Below are 22,612 nucleotides of genomic sequence, written 5' to 3'. Positions count from 1 at the left end.
ATATCGGACTGGACCGAAAAAGCCGCGCTGAGCTGGGCGAACGGCTGATTGCGGCCGGAACGTAGCCGCAGGTCGCGGCAGGTGCCGGGCACGGGCGGTTGATCGAACGTGACCTGCGGTGGAACGGCCTGCAGGGGAACATCGCGCTTGGCAAGACGCCGCTATGTGATTTTTACCCGCGTTACTCAGGCGTAGCCTTGAGCGGCATCGGTCTGTACAGTGCCTCAAACTGACCGACGATGCAACGGCGCATCCTTTTGTCAGTGCCCGATAGGTTTTCGCGGATCGATGGCGAGTGCTCACAATTCCCTCGCGCGATCCGGGCCTGGCGACGGGAGGATCGATGCCGGATTCCCAGTATTTGAGAAATGAGGCGCAACGTCGCGCCGCCGAGCGGGGTCTTTACGACCCGGCTCACGACCACGACGCCTGCGGAGTGGCGTTCGTGGCCGATATGCACGGGCGACGCAGCCATGCCTTGGTGGAGAACGCGCTCACGGCATTGCGAAACCTGGAACATCGGGGAGCCAAGGGCGCCGACCCGGAGACCGGAGACGGCGTCGGCCTGCTCACGCAGGTGCCCGACGACTTCTTCCGCGCTGTTGTCCCCTTCGACCTGCCCGAAGCGGGCGGCTACGCGGCGGGGACCGCATTCTTGCCCGCCGATGAGGCCGCCGCCGACGAGGCCGTCGGAGTCATCGAGCGGATCGTGGCCGAGGAAGGGCTCACCCTGCTCGGCTGGCGCGAGGTTCCGGTCATCGCGGACAACGCGGGCCGCTCGGCCCGTGAGGTGATGCCGAACTTCCGGCAGCTGTTCATCGGGCACGGAACGGACGGAGCCGAGCAGGAAACGGCGCTCCAGTTCGAACGCCGCGCCTTCTGCGTGCGCAAGCGCGCCGAGCACGAGGCGGCGGTGTACTTCCCGAGCCTGTCGGCCCGGACCTTCGTCTACAAGGGAATGCTCAGCGAGACGCAGCTCGACGCGTTCTTCCCGGACCTGCTCGACGAGCGGTTCGCGAGCGCGATCGGCCTGGTGCACTCGCGGTTCTCCACGAACACGTTCCCGTCGTGGCCGCTGGCGCACCCGTACCGCTTCATCGCGCACAACGGCGAGATCAACACGATGAAGGGCAACCGGAACTGGATGCGGACCCGCGAGAGCATGCTCGCGACCGACCTCATCCCCGGTGACCTCAAGCGGCTGTTCCCGATCGCGACGCCCGACGGCAGCGACTCGGCGACCTTCGACGAGGTGCTGGAACTGCTCCACCTCGGCGGCCGCTCGCTGCCGCACTCGGTGCTGATGATGATCCCGGAGGCGTGGGAGAACCACGCCGAGATGGATCCGCAGCGCAAGGCGTTCTACGAGTTCCACAACTACCTGATGGAACCCTGGGACGGTCCCGCGTTGGTGGCGTTCACCGACGGCACCCAGATCGGCGCGGTCCTGGACCGCAACGGCCTGCGCCCCGGCCGCTACTGGATCACCGATGACGGGCTGGTCGTGCTGGCCAGCGAGGTCGGCGTGCTCGAACTGGACCCGGCGCGCGTAGTGCGCAAGGGACGGTTGCAGCCGGGCCGGATGTTCCTCGTCGACACCGGTGCGGGCCGCATCGTCGACGACGAGGAGATCAAGGGTTCGCTGGCCGCCGAATACCCGTACCAGCAGTGGCTGGACGACGGTGTGGTGCACCTGGGCGACCTGCCCGACCGCGACCGCGAAGTGCCCTCGCACGAGTCGCTGGTGCACAGCCAGCAGGTGTTCGGCTACACCCAGGAAGAACTGGGAGTGCTGCTCAAGCCGATGGCCGCCGGTGGCGCGGAGCCGATCGGTTCGATGGGCAACGACGTGCCGTTCGCGGCCTTCTCCAAGCGCCCACGGCAGTTGTTCGACTACTTCACGCAGCTGTTCGCGCAGGTCACGAACCCGCCGCTGGACGCGATCCGGGAAGAGCTGGTGACCTCACTGGCCACCCACGTGGGTCCCGAGCACAACCTGCTCGACCACGACCCGGACGCCTGCAAGCAGCTCGTGTTGCCGTTCCCGGTGCTGGACAACGACCAGCTCGCCAAGATCGTGCACATCAACGACGACGGCGACCGGCCCGGCCTCAAGCCGGCCACGATCCGCAGCACTTACGACGTCCGCGGTGGCGGGCAGGCGCTGCGGGACCGGTTGGACGAGATCTGCGAAGAGGTCTCGGCCGCCGTCGCCGACGGCGCGCACGTCCTAGTGCTGTCCGACCGCACGGCGGACGCCGAACACGCTCCGATCCCGTCGCTGCTCGTCACCGGCGCCGTGCACCACCACCTGGTGCGCGAGAAGACCCGCACCCGGGTCGGCCTGGTGATCGAGGCGGGCGACGTGCGCGAAGTGCACCACGTCGCGCTGCTGATCGGCTACGGCGCCGCCGCGGTCAACCCGTACCTGGCGATGGCCAGTGTCGAGGACCTGGTGCACAACGGCGTGCTCCAGGGACTCGAAGGCACGCAGGCCACCGGCAATCTGATCAAGGCGCTCGGCAAGGGCGTGCGCAAGACCATGTCCAAGATGGGCGTGTCCACGGTGGCGTCCTACACCGGCGCGCAGATCTTCGAGGCCATCGGTCTCGGCCAAGAGGTCATCGACCGCTGCTTCGCGGGCACCACTTCACGGCTCGGCGGCGTCGGTTTCGACCTGCTGGCCAAGGAGATCGCCGAGCGGCACCGCCAGGCGTATCCGGCCGACGGCGTGCAGGCCGCGCACCGGAACCTGAACGTGGGCGGCGAGTACCAGTGGCGGCGCGAAGGCGATCCGCACCTGTTCAACCCGCGCACCGTGTTCAAGCTCCAGCACTCCACGCGGGCCGGGCGCTACGAGGTCTTCAAGGAGTACACGAAGGCCGTCGACGACCAGTCGCGCGACCTGATGACGCTGCGCGGGCTGTTCAAGTTCCGCGACGGCGTGCGCAAACCGGTGCCGATCGACGAGGTCGAGTCGATCGAGTCCATCGTGACGCGGTTCGCCACCGGCGCCATCTCCTACGGGTCGATCTCGCAGGAGATGCACGAGACGCTGGCGATCGCGATGAACCGCCTCGGCGGCAAGTCGAACACCGGGGAGGGCGGTGAGGACGCCGACCGGTTCACCCCGGACGCCAACGGCGACTCGCGCCGCTCCGCGATCAAGCAGGTCGCCTCCGGCCGGTTCGGCGTGACCAGCGAATACCTGGTCAACGCCGACGACATCCAGATCAAGATGGCCCAGGGCGCCAAGCCCGGTGAGGGCGGCCAGCTGCCCGGCCACAAGGTGTACCCGTGGGTCGGCAAGACCCGGCACTCCACGCCGGGCGTGGGGCTGATCTCCCCGCCGCCGCACCACGACATCTACTCGATCGAAGACCTCGCGCAGCTGATCCACGACCTGAAGAACGCCAACCCGAAGGCGCGGATCCACGTCAAGCTGGTCAGCGAGGTCGGTGTCGGCACGGTCGCGGCGGGTGTCAGCAAGGCGCACGCCGACGTGGTGCTCATCTCCGGGCACGACGGTGGCACCGGCGCCTCGCCGCTGTCGTCCATCAAGCACGCGGGCGGTCCGTGGGAGCTGGGCCTGGCCGAGACGCAGCAGACGCTGCTGGCCAACGACCTGCGCGACCGGATCGTGGTGCAGACCGACGGCCAGCTCAAGACCGGCCGGGACGTGGTGATCGCCGCGCTGCTCGGTGCGGAGGAGTTCGGTTTCGCCACCGCCCCGCTGGTCGTGTCCGGCTGCATCATGATGCGCGTGTGCCACCTGGACACCTGTCCGGTGGGCGTGGCGACGCAGAACCCGGATCTGCGGGCGAAGTTCGACGGCAAGGCCGAGTACGTGGTGAACTTCTTCAAGTTCATCGCAGAGGAAGTGCGGGAATACCTGGCACAGCTGGGTTTCCGGTCCATCGAAGAGGCCATCGGCCACGCCGAGCTGATCGACACCGATGACGCGGTGCGGCACTGGAAGACCGAGGATCTCGACCTCTCGGCCATCACCCACGTGCCGGAACTGCGCGAAGGCGCGGCGCTGCACAACACGACCACCCAGGACCACGGGCTGGACAAGGCCCTGGACCACACGCTGATCCAGCTCAGCGAGGGCGCGCTTAAGGACGGCAGCCCGGTGCGACTGGAACTGCCGGTGCGCAACGTCAACCGCACCGTCGCCACCATGCTCGGTCACGAGCTGACCAGCAGGTGGGGCGGCGAAGGACTGCCCGACGACACGATCGACGTGACGTTCACCGGTTCCGCCGGGCAGAGCTTCGGCGCGTTCGTGCCGCGCGGCATCACGTTGCGGTTGCTCGGCGACGGCAACGACTACGTCGGCAAGGGCCTCTCGGGCGGGCGGATCGTGGTGCGGCCGCCGGAGAACGCCGCCTACACGGCCGAGGACAACGTCATCGCGGGCAACGTGCTGCTCTACGGCGCGACCGGCGGTGAGCTGTTCGTGCGCGGTGTCGTGGGCGAGCGGTTCTGCGTGCGCAACTCCGGCGCGGTGGCCGTCGTCGAAGGCATCGGCGATCACGGTTGCGAGTACATGACCGGTGGTCGCGCGGTGATCCTCGGCGGCACCGGCCGCAACTTCGCGGCGGGCATGTCCGGCGGCATCGCCTACGTGCTGGATCTGCGGGAGGACCGCGTCAATCCCGAGATGGTCGATCTCGACCCGCTCGACGACGCCGACCGCGAATTCCTGCACGACCGGGTCCGCAGGCATTTCGAGCAGACGGCCTCGCAGGTGGCGAGCGAACTGCTGGCCGACTGGGACCGTTCGGTGGCGCGTTTCGGCAAGGTCATGCCGCGCGACTTCAAGCGCGTGCTCGAAGCGCGGGACGCCGCCGAGCGCGACGGTCGCGACGTCAACAAGGCGATCATGGAGGCGGCTCATGGCTGACCCGAAGGGATTCATCACCACGGCGCGTGAAACGCCCAAGAGCCGCCCCGTGGACATCAGGATCAAGGACTGGCGCGAGGTCTACCTGGACTTCGAGCCGGGCCGGATCAAGGAGCAGGCCGGGCGCTGCATGGATTGCGGCATCCCGTTCTGTCACCAGGGCTGTCCGCTGGGCAACCTGATCCCGGAGTGGAACGACCTGACGTGGCGCGGCGACTGGAGCGACGCGATCGAGCGGCTGCACGCCACGAACAACTTCCCGGAGTTCACCGGGACGTTGTGCCCCGCCCCGTGCGAGGCGGCGTGCGTGGTCGGCATCAACTCCGACCCGGTGACGATCAAGCAGGTCGAGATCGAGATCATCGACAAGGCCTGGGACGAGGGTTGGGTGACTCCGCAGGCGCCCGCCTCGAAGACCGGCAAGAAGGTCGCCGTCATCGGTTCCGGGCCGTCCGGGCTGGCGGCCGCCCAGCAGTTGACCCGCGCGGGCCACGACGTGGTGGTCTACGAGCGGGCGGACCGCATCGGCGGGCTGCTGCGTTACGGCATTCCCGAGTTCAAGATGGAGAAGCGTCGGCTGGACCGTCGTCTCGGGCAGATGCGGGCCGAGGGCACCGAGTTCCGCGCGGGCGTCAACGTCGGTGTGGACGTGACGGTGGAGCAGCTGAAGGCGGACTACGACGCGGTGGTCCTGTCCGGTGGCGCCACCGCGGCCCGCGACCTGCCGATCACGGGTCGCGAGGCCGTCGGCGTGCACCAGGCGATGGAGTACCTGCCGCTGTCGAACCGGGTGCAGGAGGGCGACCTGCCGTCCTCGCCGATCGACGCCGCGGGCAAGGACGTCGTGGTGATCGGCGGCGGTGACACCGGCGCGGACTGCGTCGGCACCGCGCACCGCCAGGGCGCTGCTTCGGTGACGCAGCTGGAGATCATGCCGACGCCGCCGTCGACGCGGCCCGACACCCAGCCGTGGCCGACGTACCCGATGACGTTCAAGGTGACTTCGGCGCACGAGGAGGGTGGGGAGCGGCTGTTCTCGGTCAACACCCAGGAGTTCCTCAAGGACGAGGCGGGGAACCTGCGTGCGTTGCGCCTCGCGGAGGTGCGGCGTGAGGACGGCCGGTTCGTGCCGGTCGAGGGCACCGAGCGGGAGCTGCCGTGTCAGCTGGCGTTCCTGGCGATGGGCTTCGTCGGCCCGGAGAAGGAAGGTCTGCTCACCGATCTCGGCGTGGAGCTCGACGAGCGCGGCAACGTCGCCCGCGACTCGGACTTCATGACCACTGTGGACGGTGTGTTCACCGCGGGCGACATGGGCCGCGGCCAGTCGCTGATCGTGTGGGCCATCTCCGAGGGCCGTTCGGCGGCCGCCGGGGTGGACCGCTACCTGACGGGCCGGGACGTGCTGCCGGCCCCGATCGCTCCGACGGACCGCCCGCTGGTCTGATCGGTTCGACGCCGGGCGCCCCGGGATCCGTGTGATCCCGGGGCGCTTCGTCGTTTCACCGGGATGTGCGGCGGTGGCCGTTTCGTCGTAGTTGCGGCTTCCTAGCGAACGTCACAGTGGCGGGTTCACCTTCTGGTGGAAACTGGTGTTTTCGCAGCGCAGGCGGTATCTCGCGGTGTCCGCGGCAGGCTCGGCGGTGACGGTTGGTCGCACAAAACACTTTTTATCGGGGGCGCGTTCGGAGGAACATGGGGACGGTCGATCGGGCGCGGCGGGATGGGCCGAGCCGGGTAAGCATCGTTTCCGAGGGGACCATGAGCAAGCACTTCGCGTTCGTCAGCATGACCGCACACGGACACGTCAACCCGACGCTGCCGCTGGTCGAAGAACTCGTCCGGCGCGGCCACCGAGTCACCTACGCCATCGGCCCCGAATTCCACGACGTCGTCGAGGCGGTCGGCGCGCGGCTGCTCGACACCGGCACCGTGATGCCCGAGATGCCCACGAACTTCAAGAACTTCACGCCCGAAGCCATGAAGCCGATGCTGGAATTCCGGCTGAAGGACGTGCGCGAAGCCTTCCCGAAGATGCTGGCGCACTTCGAGCAGGACCGGCCGGACGCGGTGTGCTTCGACCACGGCGAGGTCACCGGCCGGATGCTCGCCGAGAAGCTGGGTGCGCCGGAAGTGGCGCTGGTGCCGCACTTCGCGGGCAACGAGGAGTTCTCGCTTCGCGACATCATGATGAACAAGGACGAGCCGGACGCGTTCGACCCGAGCCACCCGGTCCTGAAGGACTTCATGACCCGGTTGAAGGAGATCACCGACGAGTTCGGGGTGAGCTTCGACCCGTCCGCGTTCGGCCAGGCGCCGCCGTCGCCGCTGAACTTGGTGTTCCTGCCCAAGAAGTTCCAGCTGCGCCCGGAGACGTTCGACGATCGGTTCGAGTTCATCGGCCCGTCGGTCGGGCAGCGCGGCGTGGTCGACTGGAAGCCCGAGCGGGCCGACGCGCCACTGCTGTTCATCTCACTGGGCACCGTGTTCAACCAGCGCCCGGACTTCTTCCGGCTGTGCATCGAGGCGTTCCGCGACTCCGGCTGGCAGGTCGCGATGTCCATCGGCAAGGTCGTGGATCGCGCCGACCTGGGCGAGATTCCGGAGAACTTCGACGTGCGCCCGAGCTTCCCGCAGCCCGCGGTGCTCCAGCACGCCACGGCGTTCCTCACGCACACCGGCATGAACTCGACGATGGAGACGCTGTACTACGGCGTTCCGCCGATCGCCGTTCCGCAGATGCCGGAGCAGGAGGCCAACGCGGACCGCGCCGAGGAGCTCGGCCTGGGCAAGCGGCTGCGGGCCGAGGACATCACCCCGGAACTGCTGCGCGCGACGGTCGACGAGGTGGCCGCCGACGATCGGATCCGCAGCAACCTCGCCGAAATGCGCGACGCGGTCCTCAGCTGCGGCGGAGCCCAAGCAGGCGCCGACGCCCTGGAACGCTTCCTCGGCTGACGCCGTGCGATGAGTGCCTCCTTCGACCGGTGAAGTGGTCCCTGTTTGTTGGACTGGGTGAGTGAAGGCTAGGTGGTGAGGGCCTGGGCTCGGTATTCGGTGGGGGTGAGGTTCTTCAGTGTGGTGGAGATGCGGGTGGTGTTGTACCAGTCGAGGTAGTTCTCGAGGGCGGTGGTGAACTCGTCGGGGGTGTTGTAGTTGTGGTGGTGGAAGAGTTCTTCTTTGAGGTGGCTGAAGAAGTTTTCGGCGACGGCGTTGTCGAGGCAGGTCGCTTTCCGGGACATGGAGGGTGTCAGGTTTGCCTCGTGTAGCAGTTGGCGCCAGGAGGTGTGTCGGTAGTGGAAGCCTTGGTCGGTGTGCACGAGTGGGGTGTGGCCGGTGTTGAGGGTGGCGATGGCTTTGGTCAGTGATGAGTTGGTCAGGTGGGTGTCGGGTCGGGTGCTCCAGGAGTAGGACACGACGGAGCGGTCGAACAGGTCGATGATCGGTGAGAGATAGATTTTGCTTGTGCCGACACGGAATTCGGTGATGTCGGTGACCCATTTGGTGTTCGGTGCCGGGGCGGTGAAGTCGCGGTCCAGGACGTTGCCGGCGGTGGTGCCGGCCTCGCCCTTCCAGGATGAGTAGCGGCGTCGGCGGCGGACTGTGCAGGCCAGGCCGAGGGTGCGCATGATGTGCAGGACGGTCTTTTTCGCCGGTCTCAGGCCGTGGCGGTGCAGCATGGCGTGGACGCGGCGGTGCCCGTAACGGCCGTGGGCCTGCTGGAACACGTCGGTCACGGCCTGTTTCAGCCGGGCGTGCGGGTCCGGCCGGTCGAGCCGGGCCTGGTGATAGAAGAACGTCGACCGGGCCAGGCCCGCGACTTCCAGCAGTACCGCAAGCGGATAGTGCGCCTTGAGGGTGACGATGACCTGGGTTTTTACCCTCGCCCCTGTTCCTTCAAGGCCCGCAGTTTTTTTAGGTAGGCGTTCTCCGCGGACAACCGCAGATTCTCCGTCCGCAACCGTTCCAGTTCGGCCGTCTCGCCGTCCGGTGGTGGTTGTGGTTCGCGGGGTGGGCGGCCTTCCCGCTTGGGGCGCAACGCATCCTCGCCGTCACGCCGATATTGGCGCGCCCAATTTTTCACCTGCTTCGGTGACGACAGGTCATGCTCGGCGGCCAGCTCGGCCGCCGTGGCCTGCCCGGCCACGAACCGCAGCACCACGTCGAGTTTGAACTCGAACGAGTAGGACCGTTTGGTCGGTTTCATGATCAACGCTCCCGGGCCGCGCAACAACCATCGATCCCGCAACGTTCTCACCGCCGAAGCCGACACCCCCAACCGGGCCGCAGCCGACACCGCCCCATGACCAGCCCCGAACAACACCACAGCGGCCTCACGCTGCTCCCGCGACAACGAACTATGCGGATACACGAACCACTCCCCGGTAGCTGGAACTGACTTTCCAGTCCAACCACCGGGGACCAGTTCACCGGTCCCACCGGTTCAAAGAGGCACTCACTTCATCTTCGTCGGCGGCTGAGCCGGAACTGCTGGTACGACCGTGACGAGGGGAGTGGCTGCGGGCCTAGGTAGAATTGCTTTGCGGCAATGATGGGAATTTCGTGCGGCCGGTCGCGCAGGATTGCGTTAGAGATTGTTTCGAACCATGTCGTAAATTTTCCGCATGCGTACAAAGCAAATTCGGATGGCCGCGGCCTGTGCTGCTTCGATATTTCTTCTTGTCGGTGTTTCTGCTACCGCGAATGCCGGTACTTCGTCCGTCGTCCTGGAACCGCCGCCGCGCTGCGATGATTTCGTTTACGTTACTCCTTTTGATGACGTTGAAGGTGATGCCTGGTCGGCTCGGATCGTGGGAGTCGACCTGCCTCGGCTGGTGAATGGAACGGCCGCCACGGTGCACATCGATCCGCAGGACGCATTTCCGGACAGGCCGTACGACATTCATGTCGACGCCTCGCATCCGCTGAACGTGTCGCAAGGGCTGAAAGGGCCGACCGCAGATATCCACGTCGCTGTGATGAGTTTGGACGGCAGCTACGTCGGGTGTTCCAGCGTGTACCACTTGACCGTGCCGCCGCCTGCGTAACGGCGCTCTCGTCGGGACCGGCCCGTCTTCCGCAGCGGAGGCGGGCCGGTCCTCATCTAGAGTGGTGATCCGGGATCCGACGATGACGGGAGATCGTTCATGCCAGACCAGCATCAAGACCTTGTCTCCGCTTTGGAGGAGGCGACCAGCCTCATTCGCAGTGCACAATGCAAATCTTCGCCGTCCGTTCAGGATCTGGTGACCACCAGTAGCAAATCGACTGCCCTGCTTTTTGCGCTTCAGGATCATGTGCGGACCTTGACCGACCAGATCGCCGAAACTCAGAAGCGGATCGACGACACCGAGGAAGGTGACTTTGCCGTAGCCCGAGATGAATGGGGGAGTTTCGGGGAGCGGCTCGGGCTCGCCATCCCCAAATCGATGGCGTTCGGTTCCGCACTGGTTCGCTTGCAGGGAGGAGCGCAGTTCCGCCACGAAGGCGAGCAGTAGCGCGCTGCGCGAGGAGATCGGGGAGCGTGAAGACGGGCACGTCCGCCAGTGGGGCTTGGGCTTTGCCGACTGCGCCGAACTGGTCAGCGCTGTGGGGATTTTCGGCCGCGGTTCAAATCTGTCGAATCGGCGTGGGCGCCTGTGTCGTCGTCGCAAGTTGCACCTCCTCTCGGCGGACGTCGCAGCGGAATCGCAGTCGTGACCGAAACTCTCCGCCGTGGTGGATCAGTGTCCGGTCGGCGCGGCGGATCGGACCAGGTCGCGGGCCAGGTCGGTGCTCGCCGGCAGGGTGGCGAGGGGGAGCGGCTGGGTGGCGAGGGCGCCTTCGTGCAGTACGAGGAGTCGGACGGCGAGGGTTGCGGGCTCGGAGCAACCTGCTGCGGTGGCGAGGGACTGGAAGAGGTTCAGCAGCCAGGACTTCTGGTCCGCCGCGACGCGGTACGCGGGATGCTCGGGATCCGGGATTTCGGCCAGCGCGTTGACGAAAGCGCATCCGCGGACGTTGTCCTCGCTCCAGGTCCGCAGTGCGTCGAAGGGTGCGGTGACGGCCTCGGCGGCGTCCGCGCAGGCCTCGACGGTGGTGCTCACGAGTGATCGCCAACGCCGATCGCGTTCGGCGAGGTAGGTCGCCACGAGTTGGTCCTTCGAGCCGAACTGGTTGTACAGGGTCCGCTTGGTGACGCCGGAGTGCTCGGCGATCAGGTCCACGCCGACGGCGGTGATTCCGCGGTTGTAGAACAGCTCTTCGGCGGTCGCCGCGATGCGGCGACCTGCCGGTGTCATGGGACGTGATTCCAGCATTGGAAGACCTTCACCGATCGGTGTACTGTGGCGGGTGTTCACCGATCAGTATACCTGTGGAGGTCTAAGCGATGGACATGCCCGAGACCATGCGCGCGGTCCGGATCGCGGCGCACGGAGGGCCGGAGGTCCTCGAGCCGGCGGAGGTGGCCGTGCCCGCCGCGCGGACAGGTGAGGTGCTGGTCCAGGTGGGCGCGGTGGCGCTGAACAACACCGACCTCTGGACGAGGGAAGGAGCCTATGGCCGTCCAGGTGCCCCGGAGGCGCAGTCCGGTTGGCGAGGCCCGATCGACTTCCCGCGCATCCAAGGCGCCGACGTCGCCGGACGGGTCGTGGCGGTCGGCGCCGGGGCCGATGAGAGCCTCATCGGCCGCCGAGTGGTCGTCGACCCCGCGATCTACGACTCCGCCGGGCCGGACGCGAATCCGGTGGGGCTGATGGGAAGCGAACGCGACGGCGGTTACGCCGAGTACGTGACCGCGTTGGCGGAACGCGTCCACGACGTCACGGACTCACCGCTCACCGACGACCAGCTCGCTTCGCTGCCCACCGCCTACGGCACGGCGCTGGGCATGATCGAGCGAGGCCGGTTGCGGGAAGGGGAGACCGTTCTGGTCTCCGGTGCCTCCGGCGGTGTCGGAGTCGCACTGGTGCAACTCGCCCGTGCGCGTGGTGCGCGGGTGATCGCCATCAGCAGCGGATCCAAGATCGACTCGGTGCGGGAGGCGGGTGCGCACGAGGTGCTCGACCGTGCACGGGGCATCGTCGAGCAGGTCGGCACCGTCGCCCCGGAAGGCATCGACGTCGCACTCGACGTCGTGGCCGGGGACTTGGTGGCCGACGGGCTTCCGCTGCTGCGCGAAGGCGGCCGGTGGGTCATCGCGGGTGCACTCGGCGGCTACCGCACGACCTTCGACGTGCGCCGCCTCTACTTGCACAACGCCCAGGTGATCGGCTCCGCGATGCACACGCCGGCGCACTTCGAGCTGCTCATGAAACTCGCCCGCCGGGCCGAGATCGATCCCGTGATCGCCGCGACCTTCGCGCTGGATCAAGCCGCCCAGGCTCAAGAGGAGCTCGCCCGCAGGAATCACGTGGGCAAGATCGTCCTGCGTCCCTAGGGATTCGAGTCGTCCGACCATGCGGAATTCGCGGAGAACCGGTCCGATTCTGTTCGGGGCCGAAGGAGCCGTCCGTGAGTCGAACGGCCCCTTCGGCGCGAAAAAGGACTCTCGTCAGCTGAGGTTCACGTCGGAGCAGCTGTAGAAAGCATTGTCGGTGTCGGCGATCTCCCATGCCGCGAAGATCATGTGTTTGCCTTGCTTGCCGTCAGGCAGCCGGACGTCGTGAGCTTCCGCGTCACCGGGGGTCTTCCCGCCGTAATCCACCGTGCTGAACGGCGCGGGTTCGAGCTGGTCCCTGGTCAAGGGCTTGGCCGGATCCCAGTTGTCCTTGGTGATGAAGTACCGGTACGCCTCGGTGGGGTGTGCGGCGGTGTTCTTCCAGGTGACTTGGACGTGTTGCCCGGCCTTGAGGTCCGTGGTGGGCCAACGGCCGCCGCGCGGGTCGTCGAGCTGCCCGAACGCCGGATTGTCCGCACTGCACAAGTGCCCGTCCGCCGGGCCTTGCTGCGGGAAGTTCCCGGGACCTTCCACGCTTTGCGGCTCCCACTGGATCGGGCCGCAGTCGCCCGCCGAACCGTTGGCGCACACGGCCTGACGACTGGGCGGGTTCTCGGCGAACCCGTGCGCCTGCGCGGCGCCGGTGGTGATCGCCGGTGCCAGCAGGGCGCCCAGGCCGAACAGCGAAAATCCGATCGAGCGTGCCGTGCGCTTGGTCGTCATGAAACTCCTTTTCGGGGATATCGACGGAAGGGTTAATCATTTCCAGTCCTTCCGGGTCGAGAACTTTAGTAGCCCGAAAACAACTCACAAGACCTGATCGAGATGATTACCGTCACGTAACGCTCCAATAAAGTTGAACGCGGAAGTTCTGTTTCGTGTGCGCAGGGTGAGTCGAAAATGACTCGTTGTCGATCATTCTCCATGGAATTGAATTCTCCTGATTCGTGGGATGCGAGGCGTGCTTCTCGCGATCGTTCGGGTGCGCGTTCGGCAGTGGCCGCACCGCAACGACGAGCTCCCATCCCCGACACCACCCGAGCCACCGGGGCTGAGTCCGTTGATGCGCGGTGGAACGGACGCCTGCACCGAGGACGTACCCTCATCGCGGGTTCGGCGGTTTCGAGCCGCCCCCGGTACGTCCTTGGAGGACCGCATGTTCACCGGTCTGAGCGCTTTCCCGCTGACGCCCGGCACCGATGCCGGTATCGACGAAGCCGCGTTCGCCCGGCTCGTGCGGCGAGCGGCGGAGGCGGGCGTCGACTCGATCGGTGCTCTCGGTTCCACCGGTGGATATGCCTACCTCAGCCGGGATGAGCGGGCTCGCGCCGCGGACATCGCCGTGGCGAACTCCGGCGGCGTGCCGGTGATCGTCGGTATCGGGGCGCTGCGCACGCGGGACGTGCTGAGCGCTGCTGAGGACGCGCAGCGTGCCGGAGTCGCCGGAGTGCTGCTCGCCCCGATGACCTACCAGCCGTTGACCGACGACGACGTGTTCGGCCTGTACGAGGAGGTGAGCGCGAACCTGTCGGTACCGCTGTGCGTGTACGACAACCCCGGCACCACGCGGTTCACCTTCAGCGACGAGTTGCACGGTCGCATCGCCGAACTGCCGAAGGTGGCCTCCATCAAGATCCCAGGTGTTCCGTCGGAGCCGGACGAAGCGGCGGCGCGAGTGGCCCGGCTGCGGGACGCGACCGGCGGCGCCGTCACCATCGGCGTCAGCGGCGACGCCATGGCCGCGACGGGCCTCATCGCCGGATGCGACGCCTGGTACTCCGTCATCGCCGGAATCCTGCCGCAGCACTGCGCGGTGATCACCCGCGCCGCGCTCGCCGGTGACGCCGACACGGCTCGCGCCCTCTCGCGGCAGTGGCAGCCGCTGTGGGACCTGTTCGCCCGGCACGGCAGCCTGCGCGTCGTCTCCGCCGCGGCCGAACACCTGGGCCTCGCCGCCCATCCCAACCTGCCCCGCCCGATCCGCGGCCTCGGGGGCGAGTCCCACGCAGAAGTCGGTGACGTGCTGGCCCGGCTGGAGATCCGCGTTTAAAGCCGGTCGTATTGCCTGGCATGCCGCAAAAAGATGGCCGAGAAAATGTGGCATTGCTGCCAGTGTGTGGAGTCTTGGTCGATACTACGGGTGATTCGGATCGTTGATTTCCGAAGATTTCCGGCGCGCTGCGGCGTAGTAGTAAATTGGATATATTCTAGGTATGGTGCCGGTGACGATATGCTGGTCGACTTTCGTTGCACCGATTGACTGGGCGAAGTAGCTCATTAGGGTGGAGTATTTCGCGGCCACATGCCCCGGCTGGGACATGTGGCCTTCTTTGGAGAACAAGTCGTCCCATTCGGGATTCCAGTCGTCTCCAAGTGCTAGAACGCGAGTTGAGCTGCTCGTTCGTAGCTTCGGGTCCTCCCCCATCCCTGATATGTGGCGAAGCATCCGTCCATGAACTCGTTGTACTTCTTGAGGAAACTGGCATCGAACAGTGGGGCTTGGATGTATGCAACCTGGTCAAGGCTTCGCTTGAGTGCGATAGCCTGCGGGGGAGTGATTTCTTTCCAGGTGCCGACATAGGCAAAGAAGCAATACAGCCTATTGAGGTCCGGTGTCAGGCGATCGTAGGCCTCGATGCGACGTTCGATGATCTTTTGTTGTGACCACTGCGCGGCCTCGAGCGACTTGAGCCGGTGGTTCAGCCAGTATCCAATGAACGCGACCGTGAGGGGGGGCGTGACTTGGACTAAGAGTTTTGCGATCTCCAGGCTGTTCCAGCCTGCTTGTGCTATTCCGGCGGTAGGCACGCGATCAGTGTCGCACAGTTAGAACTGCTGGTGTGCGTTTTGCGGGAGTCTGCGGAGTGAGCCCTGCCGAGGCGTGGCTTTGACGAGTCCTCGCGCGACTTTGCCGACTTGAATGCCCGGTTCTTCGGCGAACGCCGTCATGGTGCGCCGCGGCGAGCGGGCTCGTCCACGGGTCCGGTGCCGGAGGGCGCACGGTCGTCCCCGTGCGCCGGATGCGATGCACCCCCTGAACAGCGCATCCGGCGCGGCACCGCCCACGTGCAGCGGCGCTTCCTGACCCCCGGCTCGGGTGCAGGAACGCGCGCATCGGGAGATCCGCGTCGGACACGCCGAAATCCCAGCCTCGGCACCGCTGCGGGCAGCGGTTCGAAGCTGAGTTGATTCCTGCTGGTGAGCAGCTTAAATTGTGGCGACCACCGAAGACAAGGGGATCAACGCCGACAGTGTTGGCCAGGGTTTCGAACCCTGTGGTTCATGGGGGTGTTCGTCGTGTGCGGCGATCAACGCATCAGCGCGCAACGGTTCCGGTTGCTGTGCGGGCAGCGCGGGTACAGCTACCCGGACCTGGCCCGGGACCTGCGCAAGCGCGGCATCGTGGTCACCAGGTCCGGCATCGCCGAGCTCGGCAGGTCGCCTGATTCACCGGTGCCGCACTACGCGGCCGAGCTCGCGCGGGTCCTGAAGTCCTCCGTGGGGTATCTCGTGGGCCGGGACCCGCAGTTCCTGGGCAAGCGGTTCCGCGACCTGTACCGCGAACGCGGATGCTCGCTGGCCGCGCTGGCCGAGCAGCTCCAGCGGTGCCGGCAGGTGAAGGTGTCCGTCCAATACCTGCAGCAGCTCGCATGCTGCCGCAACACCAATCCGCGGGCGGAGATCGTCGACGGCCTCGCGGTGCTGCTGGCCACGACGCCCGAGTACCTCAACGGATGCGAGGACCGGCCGTGCCGTCTCGGCGGCTCGGGGCGAGCGGCGGAGTCCGGGTACGGCCCCGTCCTCGGTTGAGCCGCGCCGAACCTCCGGCGCGAGCGCGGGATCGGGTCAGCCGGTGGGCACGTCCTCGGTGCGGTCCGCCGCAGGTCGCTGGTGGTCGAAGTGCAGGGCGTGAGCCCATTCGACCAGTGGCTCCGCCACCACGCGGAAATCCATCCCCGCAGGGCTGAGCGCGTAGGCGGCGGTCGAGCCGGTTCGGTCGTGGTCCACCAGGCCGCGGTGCACCAGCTCGCTCAGCCGCTGGGACAGCGTGACCTGGCTGATCCCGACCTCGCGGGCCAGCTCGTTGAATCCGTGCGGTCCGGTCAGCAGCACGCAGACGACGTGCATGGCCCACTTCTCCTGGAACAGTCCGAGAACTCCACCGGTGACCTCGGCGGGGTCGGCCGAGTCCAGCCGGTGGCGGGTCGCCCAGGACGTCATCTCGGTGAACATCGGCCGGAGGCCGTCGCCGCGTTCGGTCAGCGAGTAGCGAGTGCGCGGCGGCGAGCCGTCCAGCACTTCGCGGTGCAGCAAGCCCGCCTCGGCCAGTTCGGAGAGCCGCTGCTTGAGCGTGCTGGGGCCGGCGCCGGGCACCCGCCGCCGAAGTTCGTTGAACCCCAGTGGTCCCGCGCTGAGGGCGTGCACCACGTGCAACGCCCAGCGGCTGTTGAGCACGCCGACCGCCGCGACGAACGCGTCGTCGTAGCGAACCTCACCTGCAGCCTCGGACACGCGCCCATGATACGACCCCTCGAACGAGCGATGCCATTTCAAGACCAGGTACGTTTTAGTTAGTGGTGTCGGGTGGCACGCCTCCGGCCCGCCGCTCTCGGAGTGGCGGTGCGTTTTTGTTGTCCCGTAGTGGAAATCGCCCGCGTTCGGTCGGGCGCACGACCGACTTCAGTCCCCTGTGGAGGAACCATGTGCATGCTCAGTACCAGCGGAGATCACGGGAAATTGATCACAACGCTGCGGTCCGGCCGCAGCGGACCTCGAAGTGCGGCGAATGTGCCGCAGTACCGGGATTGCCGATGCCGAAGCGGGGCCGGCGTGCCCGGACGGTCAGCGCCACCCGGCGCAACGCGCGGCGAAATCGGCCACCAGCTCGGGCGGCACCGCTCGCAGATCCGCCGCGGCGCTCCAGGTCGTATCGGTGAGTTCGGCGGTATCGGCGCTGCGGTCGGCCAATGCGAGCATCTGCGCGAAGCGGGTGGCGATGGCGTGGTGATCCGGCAGCCCGGTGGTCCACTTGATGTGCGCATGCCGGGAGTACAGCCCGACGACCTGCGGGCCGCCGTCATCGGCGCGTTCGGTCAGTGCGGCCAGCTGCGTGAGACCGGAGTCGGTGCCGACGACCAGTTCGGCCGAGGCGAACAGATCCACGCACCGGGCGGCGCCCGGCTCGCGCACCACGTCCACGGGCAGCCCGTCGAACGTGTCGGACATGGCGGTGTTGCGTGCGGTGACGACGGTGAATCGCCACGGGGCGTCGACCATGCCGGTCAGTGCGCGCGCCACGGCCGCGAAATCGGCGAGCTGGAACTCCAGATTCCGCGGCCAGCCGGGCACGGCGACGAACACGACGTGCCACGGCTCGGCAAGTCGTCCGGAGGTGAATCGCGGTGCAGGAGTGCACTCCGCGGACAGTCGCCGGCCGAGGTTCTGCTCGACCGTGAGGTAATGCCGCATCGGCAGCGCCGCATGCACTTCGACTTCGTCCGGGCCGATCTGGTCCAGCCAGGTCGACTGCTCTTCCGGGGCGACTCTGAACCGGACAGGTGCGGCGGTCGCGGTCCGGACGACGTGCGGCCCCCAGGTGTGCTTGGTCGTCTCCACCGGGATCGAACAGCGGCGCATCAGCTCCGCTTCCGGTCCGCTGTAGTGCAGCGGGACCTCCCCGGTGACCTCGCGCAACGCGGTTACCGAGGAGAGGCCGAGCAACAATTCACCGATGCCGCGCCGACCGAGATCGGCGATCCATCCTCGGGAGCGGACCAATTCACTGCAGCCCGGTTCCGGATGTTCGCCCGCACTGCGGCGGTAGGGCAGAATGCGACCGAACGGAGCCTGCTCCACCGGTACGCGAATCCTGCCTCCGCGATGGCAGCGAACGTCTTCCACATGCCACTGGATGAGGTCCTGCTGGATCGGCATGAGAGATCACCTCCATGGATCTTGACGTCACAGTGTGCTGCGAACGGACACGACACGGTGAAGACAATTGCCCGCGCTCGTCCGACATTTGCCTGACATAGGTTTGGAACACGGCGGTTACTTCTTAGGCTGTCGGCACGGCCGAATCGGCCGAAAGGTTCTGGCGAAGGGCGCAGGCGGAGATTTGGGGGCCAGTGGTGGGCGGAGCGCATGTGTCCGCGCGAAACAGACTGGAACAGGTGTTGCGGCAGAACCGCCGCACCGTCCAAGAGTTCTGCGCGGACTTCCACGCTGCGGCTCGTGAACTCGGCGAATCCACGGTCGTTTCGCCGCGGCAGGTCAGCCGTTGGTTGGGCGGCCAGCTCGGCGGACTCCCGCATCCGGCCATGTGCCGCGTGCTGGAGCGGCTGTTCGGCGAATCGGCAGAGGAGCTGTTCGGGCCGCCCCGTCAGGTGGACGCCGGTGGTGACCCCGGTGCGGCCGCGACGCGGCCCGGGCCGTCCGGTTCCCGCGACCAGAACGACGTGGACATCTCGATCGAAAGCGAGGTCGCCATGGCGGCCGTCGAATCCGCCCGGTTCGGGCAGTTCGCCGAACAGAGCAACGTCGGTCCCCACAGCCTGGAGCAGTTCCGCGCGGATGTGGGCCGGATCGTCACCACCTACCCGAATCGTCCGGTGTACCCGTTGTTCGTGGAGTTGCGCGAACTCCGCGACCGGGTCTTCGACTTGTTGGAAGGCAGGCAGCATCCGGCGCAGTCGCAAGAGCTGTACCTGGTCGGCGGGGTGGTCTGCGGTGTGCTGGCCAACGCCTCCTTCGACCTCGGTTGGTTGTCCGCGGCCGAGACGCAGGCCCGCACCGCCTTCCTGTGCGCGGAATTGGCGGGCAACAACTCGCTTCGCTCGTGGATTCGCGGCACCCAGAGCCTCATCGCCTACTGGGACGAACGTCCCCGCGACGCGGTGGAGCTGGCCGCGCAGGGCTGGAGCTACGAGCCGGAGACCGGCACCCCTCGGGTGCGGCTCGCGTCGATCGAAGCCCGTGCGCACGCGCGGCTCGGCGATCAGCGCGCCACCGAGGACTCGCTGCGGCGAGCGGATCGAGCGAGGGCCGAGGTGGCCGGCGAGGACCAACCGGGCGGCCTGATGACGTTCCCGGTGGCCAAGCAGACCTTCTACAGCGCCACCGCCTGGTTGTGGCTCGGCGATCGCGCCAACCTGCAGCAGGCCGAACGAGCGGCGGAAGAGGCGGTGGCGCTCTACCAGGAGGACCCGCCGGAACGCCGCCGCATCGGCGAGATGAGCCTGGCCCGCCTGGATCTGGCGGTCGCCCGGCTCGGCCAGGACAACCTGGAAGGCGCCGCCGAACAGGTGCGGGCGGTGCTGGAGGCGACCGGCCGGCGTCGCACGGACAGCGTCGTGCGACGGCTGCGCCAGATCGGCCAGGTTCTGCAACGACCACACCTGCACGGCAACCCCTTGGCGCTGGACCTCCGCGAACAGGTGGTCTCGTTCTGCGAGTTCGCACCGCAGGCCGAGCTTGTTGAGGGCGCGAGATGACGGGCGTGGCGCCCTCGACGGTGGGACTGCTGCACCCGGGCCAGATGGGGACGGCGGTAGCGACTCAGCTGCGCAGCCGTGGCCACACCGTGCTGTGGTGTTCGCTGGGCCGCGGCGAACACAGCAGGCACCGCGCCGAGCAAGCCGGACTGCGTGAAGTGAGCGCGCTGCCCGAACTGCTGGATCGCTGCGAAGTGGTGCTGTCGGTGTGCCCACCGGCGGCCGCGCTCGATGTGGCTCGGTCCGTGGCGGAGATCGGATACGGCGGCGTTTATGTGGACGCCAACGCGATCGCACCGGAAACGATGGCGACCCTGTCCGAGGTGCTGACGGACACGGGCATCACCGTCGTCGACGGGGCGATCATCGGTCCACCGCCCGATGCCTCGCACACCGCACGGCTGTACCTGGCGGGCGAGACCGAGCACACGGGATTGATCGCGGGTCTGCTCGGCGAGTCCAGCCTGGAACCGGTGGAGCTGAGCGAGATCGTGGGGCGGGCGAGCGCGCTGAAGATGGCGTTCGCGTCGTTCCAGAAGGCGAGCAGGGTGCTGGCGGCGGTGGCGCACTCCCTGGCCGACGAGCACGACGTCACTGATGCGCTGCTGGGCGAGGCGAACCGGATGTCCGGTCGCATTCTGTCCCAGCGCGACTACCTGCCCAGCGTCGCCGCACGAGCTTGGCGCTGGGGACCTGAGATGCAGGAGATCGCCCGCACCTTGGACTCGGCGGGACTGCCCACGGACCTGGCCGATGCGGCTTCCGCGGTGCTGGCCCGGTGGGACGCCGATCGTGATCTCGCGGAGTTGCCGACCGGCGCGGTACTCGCGCAACTGCGCACGCCCTGACCGAGGATCCGGGCCGCCGTTCGGAGTGTCCGGAAACGGTCGCCGAGGTCCGTCGATCGGCCGAATACGACAGTGCAACAGGACTACTGCGGAAACCGTCCACCGGTCGAATTCCGAGCGAGCGCGGGGAAATTCCCCTTCATGAGCTGACACCCGGCAGCGGCAGACCGTTCTCTTTTGGTCCGCACAAGGCCTGGGCCGAAGGCGGGCAGGCCGAAGCGCCTGGACGCCGTAGCGGTCCAGGCGTGGGCCTGTTCAGATTGGTCGCCGGACCGGTGCTCAGTCAGGCTGGCGGTGTCCGCCGCCCGCGTTGTTCAAACCGGACAGCAGACGCTGCATCACCTGCGGGTCCAACTCGTCCGGCTCGTCGCCGAGCGCCTCGGCGGCGGGGGAGCGGCGCTTCTCGCGGCGCGGCAGCGGCACCGCGGAGGCACTCATGCCCGGAGGCAGTGCCAGTTCGCACCACCGGCGGTTGCCTCGGCCGCCGAGCGGCTCGAGCCCGGTGCGCATTCCTTGTAATTCCTTCAACTGAGCCGGAGCCCCACCCGTCGTCTCGTCCTCGACCTCGATGACCAGGCAATCGCCGCGCAATCGCAATCTGATCGTGAGGAACCCAGGCGAGTTCGGGTCGGAAGCCTGCACCGCGGCGTCCACCATCCGGCCGGTGGTGTGCGCGGCCTCGTCCGCGAGCGGCCGCAGCGACCACTCGCTGAGGGTGAAGCGCACGAAGATGTCAGTGCAGTTCAACGCGGTGGGCAGGGCGATGAGTCGCAGGTCGTCGACCTGTGCGGTGTCGGCGTTCACCTGGTTCCTTCCTGTCGTGCTCCGGTGCGAGCCGCAGCCGTCACCCGGACTCCGTATCTTGCCAACCTGACCTACTCCCGTGTTTAGCAGGGTTGCCGCAGAGGGTGTCATGCCAGGCCGCCGGTGCAACAGTCACGATCCGGTTCACGCCATGCGTCCGGGACGGCCCCTCCGGCGCCCGGATTGTTCCGCCGTGCGCGTCGACGAGCCGGTCGTTATGAGCAAGTTGACAAGGATCGTCCGGTTTCGGCGGCCGGTATGGATTTTTCGTTGCCAGCCGTTGTGCGGGGAGTTTCATATCGGTAATCTGCGAAATCCGCAGGCAGAACTTTAAATTGCGGATTGATAGGTTCTGATCGATGCCGGATTAGTTGGGCATCAGTATTTCCTTGTGCAGTGGTGCGTTTTCTCTGCTGGTTCGAAAATGAAATCAGGAGCAGTGGTTCCCGCGCATTCGGGAACGTTGTGCGCAGACTGGAGGAACGTTGAAGAAGAACGTCGATTTCGCCTTGGCCGGGCGTCGTGGGTTCGCCGTCGTCGCCGGGATGGTGCTGGCGGTCGGGACCGCCGCGGCCGGTGCGAGCGTGGCCGCCGCGGCTCCCGTGACCAAGACCCTCAGCTACACGTGTCAGTTCCCGCTCATCGGTGACGGCCAGGTGAGCACCGATATCGCGGTGACGCTGCCCGACTCGGCGGCGGTGGGCCAGCCGATCGAAGCCACCGACTTCTCCGCGGCGGTGAGCGTCCCGGAGGAGACGGTCAACGGGTTCGACGTGCTCGGCGCGGCCACCGTCGAAGGCACCGCCACGGTGACCGCCGTGGTCACCGATGGAGCCGGAGCCGCGCAGGACGTTGTGCTCCAGGACCTGCCGGTGCCCAGCACCCCGATCCCCGAGTCCGGCCCGTTGGTGGTCACGGCCGCCGGTCCGGTGCCCGCGGTGACGCCGGACGCCGCAGGTGACGCGACGGTCGCGGTCGCGGAGACGTTCACCTCGAAGCTCACCCCGAAGAAGGCCGACGGCTCGGACACCGCGCTGGGCACCTTCGACCTGACCTGCACCGTCGATGCCGGCCAGGACGTGGTGCTGGGAACCGTGCCGGTCAGCGAGGCCGCCGTGGCGCACCGGAGCTGAACCGCACG

General features: G+C 67.2%; 19 protein-coding genes. 11 read left to right on the top strand and 8 right to left on the bottom strand.

What is annotated here, in order from left to right; translation table 11 throughout:
* Positions 1–343 precede the first annotated feature (343 nt).
* The 3 genes from gltB to H2Q94_RS16470 all read left to right on the top strand — a co-directional run bounded on the left by gltB (position 344) and on the right by H2Q94_RS16470 (position 7,864).
* A complete protein-coding gene (gltB, locus tag H2Q94_RS16480) occupies positions 344–4,909 on the top strand; it encodes a glutamate synthase large subunit (RefSeq protein ID WP_243788045.1) in 4,566 nt (1,521 codons plus the stop codon).
* Positions 4,902–6,353, top strand: a complete 1,452-nt coding sequence (locus H2Q94_RS16475; RefSeq protein WP_243788044.1) for a glutamate synthase subunit beta — start codon at positions 4,902–4,904, stop codon at positions 6,351–6,353. The genes gltB and H2Q94_RS16475 overlap by 8 nt, the downstream gene beginning before the upstream one ends.
* A 314-nt stretch (positions 6,354–6,667) precedes the next feature.
* The gene (locus H2Q94_RS16470) at positions 6,668–7,864 is read left to right on the top strand and encodes a macrolide family glycosyltransferase (RefSeq protein ID WP_243788043.1); all 1,197 of its coding nucleotides are present in this window, start codon (positions 6,668–6,670) and stop codon (positions 7,862–7,864) included.
* Positions 7,865–7,932: 68 nt separating this feature from the next.
* Here H2Q94_RS16470 and H2Q94_RS16465 read toward each other — a convergent pair whose 3' ends face one another.
* Both H2Q94_RS16465 and H2Q94_RS16460 read right to left on the bottom strand, forming a co-directional pair.
* On the bottom strand, positions 7,933–8,772 hold the full coding sequence (locus H2Q94_RS16465; RefSeq protein WP_243795566.1) for an IS3 family transposase: 840 nt from the start codon (positions 8,770–8,772) through the stop codon (positions 7,933–7,935).
* A gap of 11 nt (positions 8,773–8,783) precedes the next feature.
* The gene (locus H2Q94_RS16460) at positions 8,784–9,278 is read right to left on the bottom strand and encodes a helix-turn-helix domain-containing protein (RefSeq protein ID WP_243788041.1); all 495 of its coding nucleotides are present in this window, start codon (positions 9,276–9,278) and stop codon (positions 8,784–8,786) included.
* Between the two features lie 253 nt (positions 9,279–9,531).
* Between H2Q94_RS16460 and H2Q94_RS16455 the strand changes: the two genes are divergently transcribed.
* Positions 9,532–9,954: a hypothetical protein gene (locus H2Q94_RS16455; protein WP_243788039.1), complete on the top strand. Its 423-nt coding sequence runs from the start codon at positions 9,532–9,534 to the stop codon at positions 9,952–9,954.
* A gap of 99 nt (positions 9,955–10,053) precedes the next feature.
* Complete coding sequence (locus H2Q94_RS16450; protein WP_243788037.1) at positions 10,054–10,404, top strand: hypothetical protein; 351 nt, start codon at positions 10,054–10,056, stop codon at positions 10,402–10,404.
* A 225-nt stretch (positions 10,405–10,629) separates the two neighbouring features.
* Here H2Q94_RS16450 and H2Q94_RS16445 read toward each other — a convergent pair whose 3' ends face one another.
* The gene (locus H2Q94_RS16445) at positions 10,630–11,205 is read right to left on the bottom strand and encodes a TetR/AcrR family transcriptional regulator (protein ID WP_243788035.1); all 576 of its coding nucleotides are present in this window, start codon (positions 11,203–11,205) and stop codon (positions 10,630–10,632) included.
* Between the two features lie 71 nt (positions 11,206–11,276).
* Between H2Q94_RS16445 and H2Q94_RS16440 the strand changes: the two genes are divergently transcribed.
* Positions 11,277–12,326 carry a zinc-binding dehydrogenase gene (locus H2Q94_RS16440; RefSeq protein ID WP_243788034.1) on the top strand — a complete coding sequence of 350 codons (1,050 nt, stop codon included), beginning with the start codon at positions 11,277–11,279 and terminating at the stop codon, positions 12,324–12,326.
* A gap of 114 nt (positions 12,327–12,440) precedes the next feature.
* On the opposite strand, the gene H2Q94_RS16435 is transcribed toward H2Q94_RS16440, so the two are convergent.
* Positions 12,441–13,049 (bottom strand): lytic polysaccharide monooxygenase auxiliary activity family 9 protein, encoded by a 609-nt coding sequence (locus H2Q94_RS16435; RefSeq protein WP_243788032.1) that lies wholly within the window; start codon positions 13,047–13,049, stop codon positions 12,441–12,443.
* A gap of 433 nt (positions 13,050–13,482) precedes the next feature.
* On the opposite strand from H2Q94_RS16435, the gene H2Q94_RS16430 reads away from it, so the two are divergent.
* Positions 13,483–14,376: a dihydrodipicolinate synthase family protein gene (locus H2Q94_RS16430; RefSeq protein WP_243788030.1), complete on the top strand. Its 894-nt coding sequence runs from the start codon at positions 13,483–13,485 to the stop codon at positions 14,374–14,376.
* 326 nt (positions 14,377–14,702) lie between these two features.
* On the opposite strand, the gene H2Q94_RS16425 is transcribed toward H2Q94_RS16430, so the two are convergent.
* Positions 14,703–15,134: a hypothetical protein gene (locus H2Q94_RS16425; RefSeq protein ID WP_243788028.1), complete on the bottom strand. Its 432-nt coding sequence runs from the start codon at positions 15,132–15,134 to the stop codon at positions 14,703–14,705.
* A gap of 474 nt (positions 15,135–15,608) precedes the next feature.
* Here H2Q94_RS16425 and H2Q94_RS16420 point away from each other — a divergent pair, with 474 nt between their 5' ends.
* The gene (locus tag H2Q94_RS16420) at positions 15,609–16,136 is read left to right on the top strand and encodes a helix-turn-helix domain-containing protein (RefSeq protein ID WP_243788026.1); all 528 of its coding nucleotides are present in this window, start codon (positions 15,609–15,611) and stop codon (positions 16,134–16,136) included.
* Positions 16,137–16,172: 36 nt separating this feature from the next.
* Here the strand turns inward: H2Q94_RS16420 and H2Q94_RS16415 are convergent, their stop codons facing one another.
* Both H2Q94_RS16415 and H2Q94_RS16410 read right to left on the bottom strand, forming a co-directional pair.
* Positions 16,173–16,838: a winged helix-turn-helix transcriptional regulator gene (locus H2Q94_RS16415; protein WP_243788024.1), complete on the bottom strand. Its 666-nt coding sequence runs from the start codon at positions 16,836–16,838 to the stop codon at positions 16,173–16,175.
* A gap of 330 nt (positions 16,839–17,168) precedes the next feature.
* Positions 17,169–18,260, bottom strand: coding sequence for a glycosyl transferase family 9 (locus H2Q94_RS16410; protein ID WP_243788023.1), 1,092 nt, complete (start codon positions 18,258–18,260; stop codon positions 17,169–17,171).
* Between the two features lie 239 nt (positions 18,261–18,499).
* Here H2Q94_RS16410 and H2Q94_RS16405 point away from each other — a divergent pair, with 239 nt between their 5' ends.
* Together H2Q94_RS16405 and H2Q94_RS16400 are read left to right on the top strand one after the other, a co-directional pair.
* Positions 18,500–19,819, top strand: coding sequence for an NsdA family TPR-like regulatory protein (locus H2Q94_RS16405; protein WP_243788021.1), 1,320 nt, complete (start codon positions 18,500–18,502; stop codon positions 19,817–19,819).
* Positions 19,816–20,667, top strand: coding sequence for an NAD(P)-dependent oxidoreductase (locus tag H2Q94_RS16400; RefSeq protein WP_243788020.1), 852 nt, complete (start codon positions 19,816–19,818; stop codon positions 20,665–20,667). The genes H2Q94_RS16405 and H2Q94_RS16400 overlap by 4 nt, the downstream gene beginning before the upstream one ends.
* 279 nt (positions 20,668–20,946) lie before the next feature.
* On the opposite strand, the gene H2Q94_RS16395 is transcribed toward H2Q94_RS16400, so the two are convergent.
* Positions 20,947–21,471 (bottom strand): ATP-binding protein, encoded by a 525-nt coding sequence (locus H2Q94_RS16395; protein WP_243788019.1) that lies wholly within the window; start codon positions 21,469–21,471, stop codon positions 20,947–20,949.
* 485 nt (positions 21,472–21,956) lie between these two features.
* Between H2Q94_RS16395 and H2Q94_RS16390 the strand changes: the two genes are divergently transcribed.
* Positions 21,957–22,604 carry a DUF6801 domain-containing protein gene (locus H2Q94_RS16390; RefSeq protein WP_243788018.1) on the top strand — a complete coding sequence of 216 codons (648 nt, stop codon included), beginning with the start codon at positions 21,957–21,959 and terminating at the stop codon, positions 22,602–22,604.
* Positions 22,605–22,612: the final 8 nt, after the last annotated feature.

The organism is Saccharopolyspora gloriosae, assembly GCF_022828475.1.
GTDB classification, from domain to species: Bacteria; Actinomycetota; Actinomycetes; order Mycobacteriales; family Pseudonocardiaceae; genus Saccharopolyspora_C; species Saccharopolyspora_C gloriosae_A.
Note: the sequence above shows the minus strand (reverse complement) of the source record. Positions and strands in the feature narration are given on the sequence as shown.